The organism is Candidatus Nomurabacteria bacterium (genome assembly GCA_020632395.1).
Classification (GTDB): domain Bacteria; phylum Patescibacteriota; class Dojkabacteria; order SC72; family JAHDCA01; genus JACKFQ01.
Genome location: JACKFQ010000003.1, coordinates 17,973 through 39,094, shown reverse-complemented (window position 1 = coordinate 39,094; position 21,122 = coordinate 17,973). Strand labels below are relative to the sequence as shown.

The 21,122-nt window shown below is 41.1% G+C and carries 21 protein-coding genes and 4 tRNA genes; 13 read left to right on the top strand and 12 right to left on the bottom strand.

All coding sequences use genetic code 11. The annotated features are described in order from the left end of the window. Positions 1–10: 10 nt before the first annotated feature. Entirely contained in the window at positions 11–1,144 is a 1,134-nt protein-coding gene (gene rpsB, locus H6763_03460) for a 30S ribosomal protein S2 (GenBank protein MCB9803861.1), read from the bottom strand. Positions 1,145–1,451: 307 nt separating this feature from the next. Here rpsB and H6763_03455 point away from each other — a divergent pair, with 307 nt between their 5' ends. Beyond that, entirely contained in the window at positions 1,452–1,787 is a 336-nt protein-coding gene (locus H6763_03455; GenBank protein MCB9803860.1) for a hypothetical protein, read from the top strand. Between the two features lie 49 nt (positions 1,788–1,836). On the opposite strand, the gene H6763_03450 is transcribed toward H6763_03455, so the two are convergent. After that, positions 1,837–2,544 (bottom strand): HAD-IA family hydrolase, encoded by a 708-nt coding sequence (locus H6763_03450; protein ID MCB9803859.1) that lies wholly within the window; start codon positions 2,542–2,544, stop codon positions 1,837–1,839. Positions 2,545–2,757: 213 nt separating this feature from the next. Beyond that, on the bottom strand, positions 2,758–3,390 hold the full coding sequence (gene radC / locus H6763_03445) for a DNA repair protein RadC (GenBank protein ID MCB9803858.1): 633 nt from the start codon (positions 3,388–3,390) through the stop codon (positions 2,758–2,760). Positions 3,391–3,489: 99 nt separating this feature from the next. On the opposite strand from radC, the gene H6763_03440 reads away from it, so the two are divergent. Further along, on the top strand, positions 3,490–4,068 hold the full coding sequence (locus H6763_03440; GenBank protein ID MCB9803857.1) for a hypothetical protein: 579 nt from the start codon (positions 3,490–3,492) through the stop codon (positions 4,066–4,068). A 4-nt stretch (positions 4,069–4,072) separates the two neighbouring features. On the opposite strand, the gene H6763_03435 is transcribed toward H6763_03440, so the two are convergent. The 3 genes from H6763_03435 to dprA form a co-directional block, all read right to left on the bottom strand. Beyond that, the gene (locus tag H6763_03435) at positions 4,073–5,212 is read right to left on the bottom strand and encodes a DUF3182 family protein (GenBank protein ID MCB9803856.1); all 1,140 of its coding nucleotides are present in this window, start codon (positions 5,210–5,212) and stop codon (positions 4,073–4,075) included. A 94-nt stretch (positions 5,213–5,306) separates the two neighbouring features. After that, complete coding sequence (gene topA, locus H6763_03430) at positions 5,307–7,421, bottom strand: type I DNA topoisomerase (GenBank protein MCB9803855.1); 2,115 nt, start codon at positions 7,419–7,421, stop codon at positions 5,307–5,309. Positions 7,422–7,502: 81 nt separating this feature from the next. Beyond that, positions 7,503–8,771 (bottom strand): DNA-protecting protein DprA, encoded by a 1,269-nt coding sequence (gene dprA, locus H6763_03425; protein MCB9803854.1) that lies wholly within the window; start codon positions 8,769–8,771, stop codon positions 7,503–7,505. A 44-nt stretch (positions 8,772–8,815) separates the two neighbouring features. Here dprA and H6763_03420 point away from each other — a divergent pair, with 44 nt between their 5' ends. Beyond that, positions 8,816–9,289, top strand: a complete 474-nt coding sequence (locus H6763_03420) for a GreA/GreB family elongation factor (protein MCB9803853.1) — start codon at positions 8,816–8,818, stop codon at positions 9,287–9,289. A gap of 236 nt (positions 9,290–9,525) precedes the next feature. Here H6763_03420 and H6763_03415 read toward each other — a convergent pair whose 3' ends face one another. From H6763_03415 to H6763_03395, 5 genes are all read right to left on the bottom strand, one after another. Beyond that, positions 9,526–11,466, bottom strand: a complete 1,941-nt coding sequence (locus H6763_03415) for a hypothetical protein (protein ID MCB9803852.1) — start codon at positions 11,464–11,466, stop codon at positions 9,526–9,528. 17 nt (positions 11,467–11,483) lie between these two features. Beyond that, on the bottom strand, positions 11,484–11,981 hold the full coding sequence (locus tag H6763_03410; protein MCB9803851.1) for a hypothetical protein: 498 nt from the start codon (positions 11,979–11,981) through the stop codon (positions 11,484–11,486). Next, positions 11,974–12,759 (bottom strand): hypothetical protein, encoded by a 786-nt coding sequence (locus H6763_03405; GenBank protein ID MCB9803850.1) that lies wholly within the window; start codon positions 12,757–12,759, stop codon positions 11,974–11,976. The genes H6763_03410 and H6763_03405 overlap by 8 nt, the downstream gene beginning before the upstream one ends. 130 nt (positions 12,760–12,889) lie before the next feature. After that, on the bottom strand, positions 12,890–13,918 hold the full coding sequence (locus H6763_03400) for a rod shape-determining protein (protein MCB9803849.1): 1,029 nt from the start codon (positions 13,916–13,918) through the stop codon (positions 12,890–12,892). 182 nt (positions 13,919–14,100) lie between these two features. Further along, positions 14,101–14,331, bottom strand: coding sequence for a 50S ribosomal protein L28 (locus H6763_03395; GenBank protein MCB9803848.1), 231 nt, complete (start codon positions 14,329–14,331; stop codon positions 14,101–14,103). A 111-nt stretch (positions 14,332–14,442) separates the two neighbouring features. Between H6763_03395 and H6763_03390 the strand changes: the two genes are divergently transcribed. The 7 genes from H6763_03390 (at position 14,443) to rpmG (ending at position 19,203) form a co-directional block, all read left to right on the top strand. After that, complete coding sequence (locus tag H6763_03390) at positions 14,443–15,072, top strand: site-2 protease family protein (protein ID MCB9803847.1); 630 nt, start codon at positions 14,443–14,445, stop codon at positions 15,070–15,072. A 508-nt stretch (positions 15,073–15,580) separates the two neighbouring features. Then, positions 15,581–15,657 (top strand) — tRNA-Thr (locus H6763_03385). 87 nt (positions 15,658–15,744) lie between these two features. Then, positions 15,745–15,830, top strand: a tRNA-Tyr gene (locus H6763_03380). An 890-nt stretch (positions 15,831–16,720) separates the two neighbouring features. Beyond that, positions 16,721–16,930 (top strand): hypothetical protein, encoded by a 210-nt coding sequence (locus H6763_03375; protein MCB9803846.1) that lies wholly within the window; start codon positions 16,721–16,723, stop codon positions 16,928–16,930. A gap of 291 nt (positions 16,931–17,221) precedes the next feature. Beyond that, the gene (locus H6763_03370) at positions 17,222–18,310 is read left to right on the top strand and encodes a hypothetical protein (GenBank protein ID MCB9803845.1); all 1,089 of its coding nucleotides are present in this window, start codon (positions 17,222–17,224) and stop codon (positions 18,308–18,310) included. Positions 18,311–18,716: 406 nt separating this feature from the next. Then, positions 18,717–18,792, top strand: a tRNA-Thr gene (locus H6763_03365). Between the two features lie 243 nt (positions 18,793–19,035). Further along, positions 19,036–19,203 (top strand): 50S ribosomal protein L33, encoded by a 168-nt coding sequence (gene rpmG, locus H6763_03360; GenBank protein ID MCB9803844.1) that lies wholly within the window; start codon positions 19,036–19,038, stop codon positions 19,201–19,203. 159 nt (positions 19,204–19,362) lie between these two features. Here the strand turns inward: rpmG and H6763_03355 are convergent, their stop codons facing one another. Next, positions 19,363–19,527, bottom strand: coding sequence for a hypothetical protein (locus tag H6763_03355; protein MCB9803843.1), 165 nt, complete (start codon positions 19,525–19,527; stop codon positions 19,363–19,365). A 47-nt stretch (positions 19,528–19,574) separates the two neighbouring features. Between H6763_03355 and H6763_03350 the strand changes: the two genes are divergently transcribed. From H6763_03350 to secE, 3 genes are all read left to right on the top strand, one after another. Beyond that, entirely contained in the window at positions 19,575–20,453 is an 879-nt protein-coding gene (locus H6763_03350) for a hypothetical protein (GenBank protein ID MCB9803842.1), read from the top strand. A gap of 128 nt (positions 20,454–20,581) precedes the next feature. Beyond that, positions 20,582–20,656, top strand: a tRNA-Trp gene (locus H6763_03345). A gap of 285 nt (positions 20,657–20,941) precedes the next feature. After that, on the top strand, positions 20,942–21,118 hold the full coding sequence (gene secE / locus H6763_03340; GenBank protein MCB9803841.1) for a preprotein translocase subunit SecE: 177 nt from the start codon (positions 20,942–20,944) through the stop codon (positions 21,116–21,118). The last annotated feature ends 4 nt before the right edge of the window (positions 21,119–21,122 follow it).

The window sequence follows — 21,122 nt, the reverse complement described above, 5'->3', positions numbered from 1 at the left end:
AATTTACTCTTTACTTCATTTTCTTGATCGCCTTTAGGATCTCATCTGCGGCCACATCACCTATTCCTTTTATTGCTTTTAGATCGCTCTTTGTGAGCTCTACCAGATGGGAAACCTTAGCATATCCTGCTGTTTCGAGCGCTGATGCTACTCTACCACTGATGCCAAGATCTTCGAGTGTTTTCTCTTTCTTCTTAGGTTCTACCTTGCGTGCTGTTTCTTTTCCGTCATCTTTCTTTGTCACACGAACAACTGTTGTTCTTTCCTCCACTTTTGCCTCTGACGCAGAAGATCTTGCAGCCTCAGCTACCTCTAAACCAGCTCTTAACTTCTTCATTCTCTCTCTTTCAGCTTCTTCTTGCTGTCTCTTCTGTTCTTCGTTTCTTTCAAACTCTGCTCGAAGAGAATCTAGTTTAGCTGTATGAGATTGCCTTAATGAGATAACCCTATCAGATCTTTTTCCAGCTTTTATAGCCTCTCCAAACAATTCTAAGAACATTCCTATACTTCTGATCGAGTCGTCATTAGCAGGGATCGGATAATCTACAAGATCAGGGTCACAATTCGTATCTATCAATGCAACGATAGGAATACCAGCTAACCTTGATTCTTTGATCGCATTCTTTTCAAGTTTACTGTCGATAACTACGATCATTGCAGGGAGTTTATCCATGAACTTGATACCTTGGTAAAGTTTGTTGAGTCGAGCAACGTCTCGATCCAATAACAACTGTTCTTTTTTGACAAGATCTTCGGCTCCACTGGCTAGACGCTCTTCCATACTCACTAGCTTTGAAACACTTTTATGTATCATCTCATAATTTGTGAATAACCCTCCGGGCCACCTTGTGTTCACATAAAAAGCACCATTATCTTCAGCAACCTTTTGGACCATAGATGCTGCTTGCCCTTTAGTACCGACAAGTAGGATAGACCCTGTATCAGCAGCTTTTTGCATCGCTTCCAAAGCCGACTTCAACATCTTCATTGATTTAACGAGGTCGATTATATGTACACCATTTCTTTCGGTGTAAATATACTCCTCCATTTTGGGATTCCATCGACTTTTGCGATGACCGAAGTGGACACCTGCTTTTAAGAATTCTTCTAATGCGGGAATTTGCACAGATTGTGTATCTGCCATGATAATTTTTCCTTATAATTAATTTACACCTACCTAGCAGGCATATTGCCAGGAAATTTGCTAGGTATGCGAGATTAGTTCCCAGGCGATAATAACAGATGAAAGAGTCGTTTTCAAGCTGAAAGAATGATCATGATAGAAACTAACTCGAGAACGGTTGTAGAAAGGATGACAGTTTGAAAGACATTGGAACGAAACAGGTGCGAGGTTAAGCCTGGGGTTTAACTTGAAGGCAGACACTAGATGGATCCGGGATTCGCATCAAGGCAGGCATGAGGTGGATCCCGGGGTTTGCACAAAGGCAGGCATGAGGTGGATCCCGGGGTTTGCACAAAGGCAGGCACGAGGTGGATCCCGGGGTTTGCACAAAGGCAGGCATGAGGTCAGTTACGGAGAGTGGTCAGTTACGGAGAGTGGTCAGTTATGGAGAGTGGTCAGTTATGGAGAGTGGTCAGCTATGGAGAGTGGTCAGTTATGGAGAGTGAAATTTAGTGGTGGACATGAAATCGGTAAATGGATAATAGGCATGGGGTCGATCATGGGTATAGGATTAGCTTGCAGACACGAGATTGGTTACAGGGATGTAGCTGGGGTAGATATGGGGGTGTATGACAGGAAAGGAGCTGTGGCAGACACGAGATAGACCGCGGAGATGAGATGGATAATGATCTTTAAATTCAACCCACATCAGGTTAGATACCAAATTCGGGAAGGAGTTCTGACCAGGCAGAGATAACAAAATCTGCCTTGATAGTACCATCTTGACCCTCAACATTCCCATCTACAGGAGGATCATACAATCCTGTACGAATTCCGATAAGCTGAGCTCCTCGGATATCATTTTTAAAATTATTACCCACCATTATGGCTTCCGAAGCCTCAATACCTAATCTAGATAACGCAAGTGTGAAGATCGCGCTAAACGGTTTTTCGAAGATCACCTCTTCTGAAGCGATCACTTCATCTATCAAATGCAACAAGCCGGCCTTTTTGATCTTTCTGATCCTGAGATTCAAGCTACCATCTGATACGACACCAATCTTAATATTGTGATCTTTCAGTTTCGTTAATGTACTCTCCACCTCTGGGTATGTCGTAATATGGTCTAAGAAGAAATTCCAATACATATCCTCAATATCAGGAAGCAAAGAGAGGTCATACTTCTGCACAACCTGATCCAAAGCCATCCTAAAAACCAATATTCTACTATGTCGTGTGTGAACAGTAGGGAAATTTCGCTGAACGATCTGGTGTTTCTCTTGAACTACCTCATAAAAAGGGTCTAGATCCAATGAGTATTTCCTTGCTAGATACGTCGCAACAAATTTTGTAGCTCGGTTATAAAGTGTACTCGAACGGATCAGAGTATCGTCAAGATCGACCAGCAATGCTTCATACATTCTGTAGGCAGTAGAAAACTTACTTCACCAGAATGATAGCAATATTCTGTAAGATACGGAAATATCTTGAAAAAGCACTTTGATGTTTTGATCCATTGCCGCACAAAGCAGCTGATGCCCCAACACTTTTGACAGATCATAATGAAGTCATTTATAAGGTATTTGCTTCACCTTAATTGCAAGGAGGATCCTTCATATTGTTAAATACTAAACTTAAAGAATACTAGTCCAACCGTTCTTACTTACAATAATATGATCGATCAGTTTTATCCCGATCAATTCACATGCTTTATTTAGTCTTTGGGTGGCTTGTCTATCAGAAACACTTGGGGAATGGTCTCCAGAAGGATGGTTGTGGCAGATGATTATTCCATAAGCATTTAGTTCTAGGGCTCTACTGATTATCTCTCGAGGATGTATTCCTACCTGGTCGATCGACCCAATTGATACAGTCTCACACCTGAGAGACTCATATCGAGCATTCAAGAACACACATTGCAGCACTTCATTTCTTTTTTCACGAATATCATTGAACAATTCTGCTGCCTGAGATGAAGTAGTCACTTTCTTTCTTTGTTTTAACGATGGATCATACAATCGCCTACCGATCTCCAGACTAGCAACAATTGCACATGCCTTTGATGCTCCTATTCCCTTGATCTGAAGTATCTCATCAAATGTCCCCTGGAGATCCTCAAGATCTTGTTTCTTAAGGATCTCAGTTATCTTCTTGGCAATTTGTTGGTAATTTTGTTTGCTGGTACCCGACCCTACGATTAAGGACAGTAAGTCTATTACAGAGAGACTTTCTACTCCCCGTTGGGTCATTTTTTCTCTTGGACGCATATGTTGTACGATACAAGGAAAGTATTAAATTTGTCTGAAGTATATATTGCATGATATAATATGTATGAGATATATAAGATTTTTATTAGCAAACTTACTATGAGAGCTGCAATATTTGGTGTGAAATATAACGATTCTCTAAATGAATTCAGAAAGATCACAAAAAAGGTGATCAAAAAGAATCGAGTACACCCTGATGATTCGTACTTTGATTCTAGTACGACTGCAGACAAAGAAAACCTCGATGGATTATATAAGAAACTCAATAAGATCCTCCTCAGATCAGATGTCGCGATAATCGAAAACACAGATTACAGCAATGGGATCGGATTCATCATTGGAAAAGCGGCTGAGATGAAAAAACCTGTATTAGTCTTTTTCAAAAAGGGGGAGGAGAACATCCCTTCTGTGGTGATACGATCATACCAAGAGTCTAATAAATTTGAGTTTGCTGAATACACAAACGAGAAAGACCTCGAAGAGATTATATCAAGCTTCTTAAAAAGGGCCAGAAAACTAGTAAATACAAAATATTTATTCAATCTCACACCAGAAATGGCCCGTTATTTACAATGGGATTCTGAAACGTCTGGTAGACCTATGGTTGATATTCTACGAGAATTACTAGATACAAAGATGAAGAATGACACTAATTGGCAAGAATTTGATAAAAATTGAAGTACTATTCGTCAACTATTACTGCACCGACACGAGTGTGTCCAAGTATTGGATCTACTGTATCACAAAAGATCTTCACATAGTCTCTATCATATAGACCTGTATATGCGTGATCGGTCAAAGAGTCTATTGTGATACTTCTTTTATTCGGATTTTCATTTAAATATCTTACTGCTACTAACTCACCAGCCGTAGCTCCCCCTGGGTAAGTCGAGATCTCAGTAAAATACATTTCAGGTTTCTGCGAGATAGTTTCTTGAAGATCTTCCCTTTCGAAAACACCATAGATCAAATCAGCATTTAATCTTGAACCAACACGAAATGGCTTATATTCTGTTATCAATTGAATCATCGAGTTAGCTTTCTTTTCAATTATTTGATAAAGACCGTGAGAACTGATCTCCTCTTTAAAACCACCGTTATATAATGATAACCTTGTTCCTAAATATCCAAAAAGACCGCTATCCACGATCTTTTGATGACCGATATATGAGTATACGTTTCCAAGTATTTCCAAGACTCCTATGGAATATGAGTCTGGTAGTGCACTACCTTCTGGATCAACAATATTTAGTTCGACCAACATACCAGACCGTTCTATATATCCATCCTGATACCCAAATAAGATCTCTTCCAGACGTGCAAGGTTCTCCAATCTGTACTGTTTTACAGTACCCGAACCATGCGAATCTTTAAGTCTAACAATAAAACCATCTTTTGACAGGTCAAAATAAGCTCTACGAATGTCTTTCTTTGAAAAGCAGGTGATCCCTGGTACCGAGAGATGTTGTTCGTACAGCTTTTCTGAGAATTCTCGGGGGAAATTCGCCGGTACACTCTGTGTATCCTTAACTAATGGGTGAATGATACCTTTTAGTGGGAATGAGAATTTCACCATACCTCCCCACAACCTTGTCGGATCAATCTGAAGCTGATCATACTGTTCAACAGTTACTGGACAGAATGAAAACAAGTAGCTATCAGAAGGAAGCCTTGTATTAGTTGATATCATACCTGAATACTCTGCCCCAACGATCTCGGCAAGATATTTTGCATATTCTGTATTTCGGACTATTTGAAACCCAAACTGATCAACACCGGGTGGGAGAAATGAGTATATATTATTAATATTTGCTTTGATCATACGGACAAAAGAATATGGACAACTATTTAACCTTTCTAATGAAGTAAGTATGTTTCTGAATCAACTAACACCGTTTCCTTCTAATTCCACCCTTTTACTCCTCCTCTTTCTTCTTTTTTGGGGTCTTTTTGATGTATTTACAATCAGGATAACCACTACAACCAATAAAGATCCTACCCCAACGGCTTTTTCTTTCTACTAAAGGTCTACTACATTCCGGACATTTCTCAGTTAGTAGTAATGGCAATGTTCCCTTACATTCCGGATAATCAGAACATGCCCAGAATTGCCCGTAACGACCACCCTTTAACACGAGAGCTTTCTTGCACTTTGGACATTCTTCCGGACGCAAATATTTCTCAAAATCGAGACCTTCCTCGCCTCCATCTAAACTTGTCATTCCCTTGCACTTGGGGAAGGTTGAACAGCTAAGGAATTTCCCATACCTCCCTAATCTGACTACCATTTTACCACCACATTCAGGACATTTCTCGTCACTTTCTTCCAAAATAACAACATCCTCTTTTTTAACATCTTTCTTTGCTTTTTTTATCTCCTTCTCGAGAGGCTTGAACTCTTGGTCTATGAACTTAACATACTCCTCTTTTCCTTCCGCGATCAGGTCCAATTGATCCTCTACACCTGCAGTATATTCGTAATCGACCAATCTACCGAAATTGTCTTCAAGAAAGTGATTTACAACAGTACCAACTTCCAAAGGATGTAGGTATTTTTCGATCTTTTCTACATATCCCCTATCTTGTACAGTACTAATTATCGTGGCATAAGTTGATGGACGTCCGATACCATGTTTTTCCAATGCCTTCACAAGAGAGGCATCTGTGTATCTCGGCTTAGGTTGCGTGAAATGTTGGGTTCCTCGTATTTTCTTAGCTTTAAATTCTTCCCCTATCTGCAATGTAGCAGAAAGTTCTTGAATACCTAGATCATCTTTCCCATTCGTACTTCCCCAGATCTTTCGGAAGCCCTCAAACAACACCTTCTCTGCACCAGCTCGAAATTCATAACTATCCTTACTGGCACCAATCGCCTCTGTCGTTATTGTTATCTGTTCACTTTTTCGATCTGCCATTTGTGAAGATATCGCCCTTTTCCATATCAGTTCGTATAATTTTGCATGAGAACCTGTCATTTCTTTCCTTATGAGGTCAGCAGTATTGCTGAAATCTGTTGGTCTTATGGCTTCATGGGCTTCTTGTGCATTTTTACTCCTGTTCTTGTAATACTTAGGTGTCGGAGGAAGGTATTTCTCTCCGAATTTCTGTACTATCGTTTCTCTGATAGCATCGATAGCCTGATTTGAGAGGTTGAATGAGTCTGTACGCATATATGTAATATACCCCCCCTGGTATAAGGCCTGTGCCAATGACATGGTTCTTTTTGCTGTGAACCCAAGCATATTGTTGGCTGCCTGCTGTAGCAAAGATGTTGTAAATGGTGGGAATGGAGATTTGCTTATCTGCTTCTTCTTAATATCGATCACTTTGAACATGGATCTCTTGAGGTCAGACTTTACAGTTGTGAATTCTTCATCACTTGATGGTCGATATTTTTTCGTATTCTTCCTCACCAACTCCATTTCCAAAGTGGTTTCGTTTGTGACGATGACATCAGCAAATACTTTCCAGAATTCCTCTGGAATAAAAGCTTCGATCTCCCTTTCACGCTCTACAATTAGCCGAAGGGCAGCTGATTGTACTCTTCCAGCAGAAAGACCGTACCAGATCTTCTCCCATAGAACTTGCGACACCCGATAGCCAACGAGTCTATCTAAAACACGGCGCGCTATTTGTGCATTCACCAGATGCATATCAACTTCTCGAGGGTGCTTGATCGCCTCATTCACAGCATTCTTAGTGATCTCGTAGAACACGACTCTTTGAGGTTTTTTAAGTTTGAGTGCCTCGGCAACATGCCATGCGATCGCCTCACCTTCACGATCAGGATCCATTGCAAGAAGAACTTTACCCCCTTTTGGGATAGCCTTTTTAATTCGTTTTATTACAGCTCCCTTACCTTTGATGGTGGTAAACTGTGGTGCATAATCATTTTCAAGGTCAACTCCTAATTTACTTTTCGGAAGGTCGATCACATGACCTACAGTAGCAACTACCTTATATCCTTTACCGAGGTATTTCTCTATGGTTTTAGCTTTTGATGGGGACTCTACGATAACAAGGTTACTCATAATATTTATCATTCCAATAATCTGAATTCATCTGGTAAGCACAATATCTGCTCTATGAATGACTGTCAATACCGCGATATTCTAACACGCACCCCTTTTCAACTCCAAATATTCGTCAAAGACCTCAAAAGAATACAGGGGAATAGCACCCTGTGCAATCAATAGATTACACCCCTCAGCAACACTTCTATCTATATCACCCGGTACGGCTAGAACGTCTACACCCATCTCTGCAGCATGCCTTGCTGTTATCATCGACCCTCCTTTAGACGAGGATTCCACAACGATAACCATTTTTGACAGTGCTGCAAGAAGACGATTTCGCATCGGAAACATACCTTTCACGACATCCACACCAGGTGGAAATTCAGATAGTACAGCTCCTTTTTGAACTATCTCATCATATAATCTTTCATTTCTTTTTGGGTATCCTTTATCGATCCCACCCGCAACTACAGCAATAGTTCTCAAACCAGAATCTAAAGTATATTGATGTGCCTGGGAGTCGATCCCATATGCCAAACCACTAACCACAGCACTTTCAGTTGCAATATTCTTGATAGAATCAATAATGCGCCTAACTACCTTACCTCCATAAAAGGTATGCTTTCGAGTACCAACAATCGTTATGTTCGAGCAAGAAAGTATCGATGGATCACCACTTATGAAGATCACCTGAGGAGCATCCCGTAAGCCCAAAAATCCCTGGGGAAAGAGCTTAGACCAGCACATGACGGGGATTATATCCCCTGATATAAAAGTACTTTCAAAATCTCGCATCTTTCTTCGGAAAACCTGCTCTGAGATGCCATTCTCTGTACAAAACTTGAAAATAAGTCTATCCAGGTCAAACCTATACGGAGAGGTTTCTGAGTACAGAGAACTTTCATTAAACTGCATTTTTACGCTATTTGAGGTGACTATACTCTCCCTGGTGGTTTCACTCTGCCGAGTGACTTCACCCTTCCGTGTGACTACGCCCTGTCGAGGAGTTTCACTCTGCCGAGTGACTACGCCCTGCCGAGTGGTTACACCCTCCTGAGTGACTACGCCCTCCTGAGTGGTTTCCTGCCCACTTGGTTTGTTCTGCTGAGACCTTTTCTTTGTGTCAGTTGCTTCAATTTGGTGAGAATTTTGTTTCTGCTGAATACCCTGCTCTCTTTGCTCACCTTTACTGTGCCGAGGATCTTCGATACGTTCTGTCACACTTTCATGCTGAAATTCTCCGATACGTTGTACTTCATCATCTATCAATCTTTTCAATCTGACATGTCCAAATCCAGGAAATGATAGAATTGCAGACATAAACGCTGGTGTGTCAATATCTCTTGTGGGTTTAGATGGTATCATGATAAAATCATACCCCTCCATAATTAACTATTCCTTAACCAAAAATGAAAGAACAAAGGGTCTATCAGATCACCCAAAAGAAGCATAGGCAACTGAAGAAAAAGGCTTTAGAGCTTGAAATTAGACGTCAACAGTTAAATAAGGATTGGGAAAAAGCTGTCATCGAGGGAGATGATCGAGAAACTGACGCAATAACCGTATCATTAAAACTTCTACACGAAAATGAACTAGAAAGACGCGAACTGAACCATATCCTTAGGAATGTGACAATTCTCGATCGGAAAATAACCCCAACCATAGAGATCGGATCAACAGCGATTGTGAAGATCGATAATAAGAAACAGAAGATCATGATAGTCGACCCAATTGAGGCTGATCCGTTACAGAATAAATATTCCTACGAGAGTCCTATCGGAAAAGCATTGCTTGGGCTTAATGAGGGCGATGAAGCGACCTACTCCTCTCCAAACGGTGTGAAAACAAGATTACAAGTTGTATCTGTCGATGGAGGTCGGTAAATCTTAGTATCCTTGGTTAGTTTTGCGCCATTCATCATTTGTAACCTGGAATCAGCCACTTGCCATTTACTATTCCAGACGCGCCATTAACTCTTAATTAACCAAATCTCGCTATCCGCAATCTGACATTCACTCATCACTCCTCGCCATCCACAATCTCTCCACTCGCTTGCTCCTTGTTCCTCTCCACTCACTCCTCACCATTTGCAATCTCTCCACCCGCTCCTCGCCACTCGCTACTTCATATTTTGGATCCACCAGTCAATGTATTCTCTGGCTACTTCGGCAGCCTGATAACTCTCACCACCATCCTCAAGAAGTAACACAAATGCATATTTTGGTTTTTCGTATGGAAAGAATCCTGTCACCCATGCATGCGTGTGCTCATAGATCCCCTTCTCGTTCAAGGCTCCGAACTCCGCTGTACCGGTTTTTGCAGCAACATCTACCTTGGCATCTGTTAGTGCCCAAATACTCCTTCTTGAACCGGCTACGGCTTCACGCATACCTTTACGGACTACTGATAGCACATCGTCTGAAACATCCACCTGTCTGATAGGTGTATGATCGATACTCACTTTTCCTCCATCCTTCTGAACAAAGTAATTGCCAATATGTGGAGTATTCAACACACCTCCATTTGCTATAGCTGAGATCCAATTTACCATCTGTATAGGTGTGACCAGGGCAATTCCCTGACCTATTACCGAATTACAACCATCTCCTTCCGGATACCAAACAGGTTCTAACCAGGTGATACCGGGGATCTTTGAAAGAGCTATCTTATTTGCTGGTGATGGTACTCTGCCGGGCATCTCGCCAACCAGATCTACTCCTGTCACAGAACCTATCCCAAACATTTCATAGTATGGGGCTAACTCATTGATATCCCAATTTCTGATCATTTCGCAAAAGAAAATATTTGATGATACTGATAGTGCACCGACAACATTCAATGTTCCATACGAGTTACCACGATACTCCTGAAAAGGTGCTCCATTGCTAAATGTATATCCTGACCTACTTGTATACAGGGTATTTGTATCTATAGCGCCTGATGCTAATCCACCAGTGGCTGAAAGTGTCTTGAATGTTGAGCCGGGTGGGAGTTGAGCAGCAATGCTTCGGTTCAGTAGAGGAATTTTGGGATCGTTCAATAATTTGTCATAAGTTGCTTGTGCTACACCACCTACAAAATCATTATTATCGTATGACGGGGTGGACACCATTACGATCAATTCTCCAGTATCGACATCCATCACAATCCCCGAAGCACCAGTTGCATCCCGCTCTTCTACAGCTTTGATGAGAAGATCCTGCATCTTTTTCTGGGCATCTATGTCGATAGATGTGTAAAGATTCAAACCATCTACGACAGGTTCGACCATACGCTCAACCCCAGTGACCTTTTCTTTTGCACTAACGCCCTTCTTACCGATCAACTGTTCATCATATACTGCCTCGATACCTAACCTTCCGATAACATCCTTGAACCCATTAAAAGCTATACTATCGTCATATCCAAGGTATTGCAGATCCTCGAGATCTTCCGCTGTGACTATACTGGTGTAACCCAAAAGATGTGAGAAATATGCTCCTTCTGGGTAATATCTCTTATATCCCTCCTCTATCATAACTCCTGGTAATTCGTCTTTTGCTGCTTTAAGGTCGATGGTAGTTTCATTATCTAGATCTGCTGCCAGCAGGATCGAACCGTATCTTGCATATACCCCTTCCTTTTTCTCAAGTCGTTCGATCATGTATGTCACATAACCCTTCAGGTCCTCGATCTGTACTTCAGCCTCACGAGCAGGTCGGAGTTCTTTCCACTTATCTTTTGTTATTGTTCCGATCTTATCAAGTATTGGTGTCAATTCTTTAATATTCAATCCTTCATCATCATAAAAAGGTTCGATCTCTAATACTAAGTTTGTTGCTGCAACATTCTCTGCCAACTTCCTTCCATCTCTATCAAAGATCACTCCCCGATTAGGATATACATAGCTCGTTTTGATCTGATTGTTCTGGGATCTTTCAGAGTAATCAGCGCCTTGGACTATCTGGAGATCTATAACAGAGCTCAGCAACGCAACAATTATTGCCCCAAATAGTATAAATGCGAGGATGAAATTCCAGCTCGACACTTTTTTCTGTTCCAGATCCCATATCCCTGTCATTGATAATTCTTTTTGATCTAAATCTTAACTTTTACTGACCTATTCTCACCTCCTAGATAATTAGAATTAAGCAGATCCAGCAGTAAGAATATCACGGTTTCAATTATAGACCTTGGCAGTGAGAAAAGCAGTATGTCTATACCATCAGTCCGAACTAATGAACCACTACTGATATCGATCATTATCATCTTAAAGAAGTGGAAGATCATGAACGATAGAAACAGGATGATGATCCGAACCAACAATTGTTCATAGGGCAATACCCGTTTTAGCGTATTATAAGCCAATAGTAATGCTGTTATGGAAATGAAATACACCCCTAAAAGATGTCCATAGAAAGGATCGATCAACAATGTGACCATAAGGTATACGATCACAGAAGATCTGACAGTTAATCTTTTTGATAGTAACAGAGCTACTACTGCGACTGGAGATATCAAACTTGCAGAAGTGAATATCACTTCTACCATAGCTAAGACCACTCCTACAAATATTAGTACAAATATATTACCCACCGGGCCGTACAACGAACAAATTAGTCAGATACTGGTACTCTACAGGCAATTTCACAGCTACCTCCACACCTACCGCAGCAGGATCGTAATCAACTGCTGCAACTTCACCCAGATAGAGAACTGTACCCACATCTGCATCATTTACAAAAACATAATCACCGACCTTAACCGTAGCACTATTAGGTATGTTCTGGACTACGATCCCAGTATCTTTTCCAATTGCCACACCCGGCCAACTCTCTGTTGTAGTTTCATCTGAGAGCTTTAGCTCATCTACTGGTGTTTTCAATAATTTCTCATCTTTGCTAACTACAACTACTCTCCAGTATCGTTCTCCGCTAGTTGGAAGGTCGACTATAGATGTTCTCTTGTTCACGGTGTCGACCTTACCGATGAATATATTTCCTAAACGCACAATATCTCCTTCCAAGATGCCTTCTTGACTACCTTTATCGACTATCAGATATTCGTTAGCTGTCTCATGACCATCACTCAGGACCGAAGTTTCTGCTCTAAATTCTTCATCAGGAGATAGTTGAAGTTCAACCTGTAGCAAGCCTATCTCATCCAAAAGAAATTTCACTGTCGAATTTTCAGCTCTAAGTATGGCATTCTCGATTAGCAGATCATTCCTTTCTCTTCTGATAGATCCGATCTCGCCAACTGCAGAGAAGGTATCGGAAATTGAAGTACCTGCATCTTCTGAGAGCGCCATTAAAGGCTTTCCGATAGGTTCTACGAAGATACTTACATATCCTGAGAGCGAAATAATATGCATAATAATTAGGATAAATGAGACCAAGACATATATTGCTTCATCGGGTAATTGTTTTGAGGGGGTTTCCATTATGGCAATGATCCGTTTTGATATGAACTACAAAATATTGGATTAACCAAATCCCTTAAATTCAGATGATCTCCTCCCAGGACTTCTGGATCCTTTGGAGCAATTCGATATGGTCGAGCATCATTGATGTACCTCTAGCAACGGCAGATAGTGGTTCATCAACCACATGAACAGGCATCTTCAATTCCTGTTCCCATAGTTTATCTAACCCCCTGATCATAGCTCCTCCTCCGGCAATATGTACGCCTGAGGTCAACAGATCAGAAAGCAGTTCAGGTGGAGTTTCTTCTATTGCGTCCTTTACTGCATCGGTGATCTTATCGATCGAATTCATAATTGCCTCACGGATCTCCACACTGCTCACCTCGATCGACTTTGGAAGACCAGTTAGTAGATTTCTTCCTTGGATTATTACATTTTTCTCTTCCTCTAGTGGTGATGCAGAGCCCACAGCGATCTTTACATCTTCTGCCGTCCTCTCACCTATCAGCAGATTATATTTTGATCTCACATAATTAATAATATCCTGATCCATCTCGTCACCAGCGATCCTGATGGTCTTATCTACTACAATATCCCCAAGAGAAATCACAGCAATATCACTTGTACCACCACCTATATCAATTATCATACTTCCAGACGCCTGCTCAACAGGCAAACCGGCACCTATAGCGGCTGCCATTGCTTCCTCTACAATAAAAACCTGCCGAGCTCCAGCAGATCGTGCAGCATCAATGACTGCCTGTCTTTCCACCTCTGTAACTGAAGACGGCACACCAACGATCACTCTTGGTCTTGGGATCTTGAAGGATTTTGATGAATAAACATGTACTTTATTGATGAAATAATGGATCATTGCCTGGGTCATATCAAAATCAGATATCACCCCATCACGAAGTGGTTTTGCAGCGATGACTCTAGCTGGTGTCCTACCGATCATCTGCCTTGCCTCAACACCAACAGCAAGTACGCGCTTGCTTTTCTTATCTATAGCTACAACTGAGGGTTCCGAAATGACAATCCCCTTACCTCGAAGAAACACCATCGTGTTTGCAGTCCCGAGGTCTATTCCTACATCGTATGTGATCAAGCTCCAAAGTTTATCGAACAAAATTTGAGGTCTACTAATTAAGTGGTTTGGTATTTGTAATGGAATAAACGATCTTCCAATTATCAATGGATTCTAACATGTAACGCAAAGGTTTTGAAAGTAAGGGAATAACCTGTAGATGTGCGGTTGGTGAACAAGACGTCAACTGGCGGATATTTTGATCATTTTTCTTGCTCAAGTTCCGCAAGATCTTTCCTCATTCTTTTGTAGCACTTCATACAGACGGAAACATTCTTAACTTTTCCATCGACGTCCATCTTTACTTTTCGAACGTTTGGCTTGAAAGTTCTGGTAGTACGAGGAGCACGAAACCTCCACTGGATGGAGTGATGATGTTGTATCCTTCTACCTGCTACAGTTTGTTTTTCACACAATTCACAATATTTTGCCATGACTATTTGCTGTGATCTAAAGAGTAATGATCAGGTAGTTCTGTTAATTCTTTCGTTGAAATACCATGAACAGGGTGATATTATCAGAAACTTAACATCTAAGCAAGAAATATGTCAGACACTTTTCAATGGATCTTATTGGGCTTACCGGCCTTCATTCTTGCAGGTTCAGTTCACGAATTCATGCACGCTTGGACCGCTAAAAAACTTGGAGATTATACTGCAACACTCGAGGGCAGACTAACCCTTAACCCACTTGCTCATCTCGACCCGATCGGTACGTTTTTAATGATAATCGTAAGGTTCGGCTGGATGAAACCTGTACCAATAAACGAATACAATTTTGCAAATCCGGTTCGTGGTACAGCACTTACTGCATTGGCGGGACCTGCCTCAAACCTAGCGATGGCTATTCTTGCGGCTATGATCTATCGTATTTTAAACCTATTTGACCCGTCACCTTTTGGGGCTCTAGCTTTAATAACGTTGTTTGTCGAGGTATTCACTTGGGTCAATGTAGCACTAATGCTTTTCAATCTGATACCTGTACCCCCTCTTGATGGATACAGGATCTTTCGTGCATTCCTGCCAAAAGGAATTCGGTACTATTGGGAGCAGGCCGAACGATATGCACCCTTTATTTTGCTTGCTGTATTGCTTCCAATTTCACCTCTAAGCACACTTACTCTAACCCTAATTTCAAGGGGGGTATCTTTTGTCATTGATCTCCTGCTCTCTTGAATTTCATGACAAAAATCGACTACATTATTGCCAATTTTCTCTCCAGTTGGTATATTCGGATACCCTAGCACATTAAAAGAGGAATTCTTAAGCCCCGTAGCTTCAAACTTGGGAGTTCAAAATCGTGCTTTCCCTTGGGAAAGCATTGCGGACACCCAGCCTACCAAAAGTAGGGCTCTTAAGATTTCTCGGAGTGTTAGGGTCTTTTTTTATCCACTTCATTTATCTCCGACGATCTAGTACAAAGTGTCATGCTGGGAGATTTGCATTTTTTATCATCCCCTAATTCAAGAATAAGCTACGAAATTATGTGACTTACCTATTGTGTCTGAACTTACTTTTATACTTCACTCGGTGGTTTTCCGATCAGAATACTCAGATCGCATCGTGCGTTTATCCTTCCTTTCGATCACACACTGCATCCTTTGATTGACTGAATCACTCTTCTATAATAAACTCACCTAGTTCTTTGAGATGTTTGCTGATATTCGGTGTACCATATTGACACGCTGGAGTAGCTCAGTTGGCCAGAGCAGCGGTTTTGTAAACCGCGGGTCGAGAGTTCGAATCTCTCCTCCAGCTCCATCCCGCTAACTTATAGTGCGGATGGATAGTATGATATGATGTAACCAGTTGGAAGCACCCCCTAACCTCTATAGGTTAGCTGGATAGGCAGGGATGGCGGAGCGGTCAAACGCATTGGACTGTAAATCCAACGCCTCACGGCTACACAGGTTCGAATCCTGTTCCCTGCACCACTGGTTACTTCCTATCCCCTTCATCACTGGTTACTTCCTATCCCCTTTCACCACTAGTTACTTCCTATCCCCTGCATCACTAGTTACTTCCTGTTCTCTGTACCACTGATTACATCCTGTTCTCAGCGCCACTGATAACTAAATGTTCTCTACACCACGGGTTACCTGTACAACGAGTTCCCTGCACCACTGGTTCCCTGTACCACTGGTTCCCTGTACCACTGGTTCCCTGTACCACTGGTTCCCTGTACCACTGGTTCCCTGTACCACTGGTTCCCTGTACCACTGGTTCCCTGCACAACGGGTTCCCTGTACAATGGGTTCTCTGCACAACGGATCCCCTGTACAACGGGTTCCCTGTACAATCGGTCCTCTGCACAACGGTTCCCTGCACAACGGGTTCCCTGTACAATGGGTCCTCTGCACAACGGTTCCCTGCACAACGGGTTCCCTGTACAATGGGTTCTCTGCACAACGGATCCCCTGTACAACGGGTTACTTACACCACTGTTTCAAACACCCTTGATATGGAATGTTCGACCTACTATTACTTACACATCCTATAATGTACATTTCCCAGTAAATATGTTACAATCAAATTAGAAACAACGCCTTATGTTTGGAAACAGAGGGTTGGGGACGGTGATCCATTTGGATCCCTCGACACTTGCTATTAGACCAAACAGCTTACAACCGGCCATCCAAGGTCGGTTTTTCATTTATATGATCCGACCTTGAATTGACCGGCTTTGTGCTGTGATCATTCCAGCCTTGCCGATGTTCTTTTACAAGGTATGGAGTAGCAAAGTAAAGATCTCTCACCAGAGGGTATTGGCGTATATCAGCAATTTGTCTGATGTACATCTATACCCTCTGGAAGGAGAAAAAAAATGGAAACACTAAAGATCGCGATCCTGCTTTGCAGGATCGCGATATCGTTCACGTTCCTGTGTTCGGTGCTCGTCACCGGACACAGAAGAAAGATCAGAGAGAAGCGGGGGGAGCCAACTCCCGAATCGATGAGCGTCCCCTTTATGGGGATGCTCATTACAATAGTTTTGTTCATAGTACATCAGTTCCTTATGGAACTGGTGTACTAAATTTTTCCCAGAGGGAAAAGCACGGTATGGCAACATACACTCATCAAGCTACTCCATACCGTGTTTTTTATGCGTAGAAGACCCCGCTTACACTATAAGTTAGCGGGATGGATTTTCCCACCCGTTTGCAATATAATATCTATATATAATTACTTTACAAATTCAAATCACATTCATATAGACCCTGAACTAGGGTAAGGTTTTAAACAAAGTCCACCTATACAATAGGTAACTCACTCCCAAGAACCGTTCTCCAAGGATCTTTCAATCATTAATATTTGATTAGATATCATGCTGTTATATATAGATCAGAAAACTAAATTCACTAATACGACGCAAGTCCTTACACTTAAAGGACGGAAGTTGTATAAACTCGCAAAAAGCACCTACAATTCCTATCTCCCCTACCACACATTCGACCATGCACAAACGGTATTGGATCGCTTGACTGCGATGCGAGACAATATAAGACTAGAGGTTTTGACAGCAGACTATTTGGAGATCCTCTGCCCACATATCCCATGTGGCGCTGCATTAGCAGAGATAGCAGAGATAGCAGAGATAGCTGAGAAAGCAGAACTATCTTCACAATTCTCAAAATTAAGTAAAAAAGCTAGGAAAGAGCTTGAGTCGATCGAACATGAATTGTTTGACCTTATGGTAATTGCAACACTATTCCATGATGCAGGTCACGAAGGATATAGATTTGCCCAGGAGATCGAAATCAAAAATGCGCTAGCAAAACATACTTCAAACAACGTATCTCCGAGATCCTCATCGATCGATCTTAACCTCTACGAGAATTTACTAAGTACAGAAGAGAAATCAGTTCAAATATTTGAGGGTCTTACCAAGAATATGCTTGAGCAATTCCAGATCGAGATAGTTTCCAAAATGATACTAGCAACTGCGTTTGGTCAGGATGATCCGATATTACCGAAATGGAAGCAACGTAAGTATGCTCCAAAAGCTGCTGCTGAAAGGATCGTAGCGTTCTGTGACTTAGCGAGCTTCCTCGAAGGGGCTGAAAAAGTCCTCCTGTACACGATCAATGTAAAGCAAGAAGCGATACTATCAGATCCAGAAAACACCAGGATGTTCGGCACTATACATGAAATGTGCGATGACGTGATTGAACACTTCTACACAAAATCTGTGAAAAATGCCATCAGATCGGTAGAAAATGACTTTACCGCTGAGTATGTGGCAAAACTATACAAGAGATATGAGAAAACCTTGTCTGATATGATTTTGATCTCGGAATATTCAAATGAATTATCAAATTCGAAGAGACCTAAACATAGCACCAACACAAGAGAAGATCTCATGACGACTTATCACAGGTTAGACAAAGAGCTCAAGAAAGCGCAATCTGTATAACCCCTACTCTACTCGAGTTGTGATATAAACTTTGAAATTCTATTTTCGAGAATTCTTGATCACTATTTCTCTTGTCACCCTTTCCCACACATTTTGTTCATATCATGTCACCATCTGGATCTGGCAGATATTCTAATGTTCCGTTATGATTTGATCATTCTGTCTTAAACATTTCTCTTGAGAGAATATCTATATTACTAAATCATTCAAATATAGTTGCGTGAAGGTTTTGTGCTGTTGAATATTCTTAATTTATAGTTTAAACTCCTCTCATTACTGTGCAATAATGTTCTGATTAGGTCTATTCGCTCACCAGAGACCACCTGTTCTGACAGGCTACTCTCAATGCTCATATGAAAAGAGCTGTTGATATTAGAAATTCAGATTCGTTTATTAGACTCAGTATGCTGGATTAGCTCAGTTGGTAGAGCATTCCCATGGTAAGGGAAAGGTCCTGAGTTCGACTCTCAGATCCAGCTCCATCCCGCTAACTTATAGTGTGTTCACATCGCACATATAGACTTAGTCGTTAGTTGAGACTCTTTTGGAATCGAATTCTATCAGCAATTATCAATAGAAAACCCAATCATTCATGAGAAATACTTATCTAATATCAATCACACTAACACACACGTTTCTAATTCTAGATCATAAAGGGATTTGCCCACCTACCCGTTTTCGTATATAATCACCAGCGTATCTGATAAATTGCAACAAGTACCGTCATGGCAAAGAAAAATAAGCGAACAGTGATCGGACTTAAATGCTCCGAAACTGGAAAGGTCAACTATACCCTATTCAAACCTGCAAATGTTACAGGCAAACTTGAGGTGATGAAATATAGTCCAGACCTTAAGAAGCACACTAAGCACGTTGAGACGAAATTGGGCTGATCTTCACAAATTTTGTTAAATGTTCAAAGCCCTGCTCAGCAGGGTTTTGTGTTATAGGCAGGGTTATATGAAGTGATCATGCAACGATGAGTCATGACCACCGATAAATGCATGAGCAGGCGATAGCCCATGAAAAAGTTTCGAACAGATGGTGCATCATTATTTAGTGATATTTATCAGAAGTTTCGCACTGCTCCCCCCTACTCGCTCACCTCCTCTCATAGCCTTACCTACCATTAGTACACCCATATTTAATGCATCCATCTTTTTCTGCCTTATGTCCTTATACCAATCGCCTTTGTGGGTATACTGCGCATTGTCCATTGTCCCTTATTCCGATAAACTGAAGGAATAAGCTCAAATTTGTATAAATGCTGAAATTTTTCTCTGCACTCAATTACATCAATCCTCTCTCGATCTTTTACTTACTTTTGCATCCCCCTTTAGCTTATACAAGAGAACGATCAAGTTTTAATACCACAGTTTTATCAACAGGTATCATTGGTATACCTATGATATTGGCTTTGAATATTTACTTATTTTCCGGTGGTGATAACGCGATTGTTGAGATACTCATCTTCATTACAATTACATCTGCATTAACAATATTTGGAAAAATAATTGGCCTGACTGGAATATACTTAACTAAAGAGTCACTTGCGTATTGTGTATTCTTCGTAAAGCTTTATGAGATAAGGAAAGAAGATCTTTTTGCCGTAGAGTTAAAGAAGTACAGAAACACATTTGTACTTTCTGCATATTCATTTGACAGAAATATTGGTGGGCTTATACTGGAAAAAATTTCCTCCTATCCTTACAGTGGTCCGTATTTTGTAGTTTCGGAAGATTTTATACGTAAGCTTCCGCAAGTATTCGATCGATCCCAATTATCCGAGCATATTATGAATTACCCCAAGAAACCTTATGATAAGGAGGTATACTCTCGTTTGAAGCAGTTGGATAATTTACAGAGTAAGGTAACCGAATCGTTAGGTATCCGTCCAGGGGTTCTGCTTCTGTTGTTACATCCCTTGTCGTTAATCTTCATTGTAAGAATTCTTTCATCTAGCTTTTTAACTTCTATGATCATATTATTTGTGGTCTCACCGATCCTTACACAACTAAGAGAACGTTTGATCCAAACACAGTTGGTTAGAAGGAAATACATCGACGATACTATTCAAGAGCTTTCGCATCTTCCCCTGAAGATCAAGATATCGCGTCTAATAGAGTATATTGAAAAGAAATGACTCACTGGGCTGTAAATTCACGCAAGTTGTATTATAATCACTCTGTATCATGTTCTTTTCACATTAGGTTGAGGGTCTTTTTTAAATATTTGGCGTGTGTCTAAGCACCTAGTTTACCTAGATAATGTGGGCCCATAGTTTCAATGGTAAAACAACGGTCTCCAAAACCGTAGTTCCAGGTTCGAGTCCTGGTGGGCCTGCCATCCCGCTAACTTATAGTGAGGAGTGGGGAGAGCGGTTATTCACAATATCCCCTATCATACATGTTACGATGGCCTAGACATGTGGATATGGTAGATACAAGAGATCGCCTGCGAGAGTATGAAGTTAGATGCTGGATGGTGGTGAAAGTTTTGAGTAGAGATAAATCGCGTGTTGTAGATTAATTTCATGTTATTAATTGGAGTTTTTCAGGGGTTTGGACAACTGCTCATTCTGATAGTATAATCCACCGTTAATTCCCATTGAAATTAATGTATAATGCCGATATGAGAAATCCCTTCCCAGGAATAATTCAGGAGATCAGGGCAGTCACCTGGCCAACAAGAAGTGAATTGATAACATTGCTTACATTCACGATTGTTGTTTGTGCTATACTCGCACTCATGATGCTCGGTTTGGATGTGTTTTTCCTAGAGCTAAGGGATGTTTTATTAAATCTATAATATT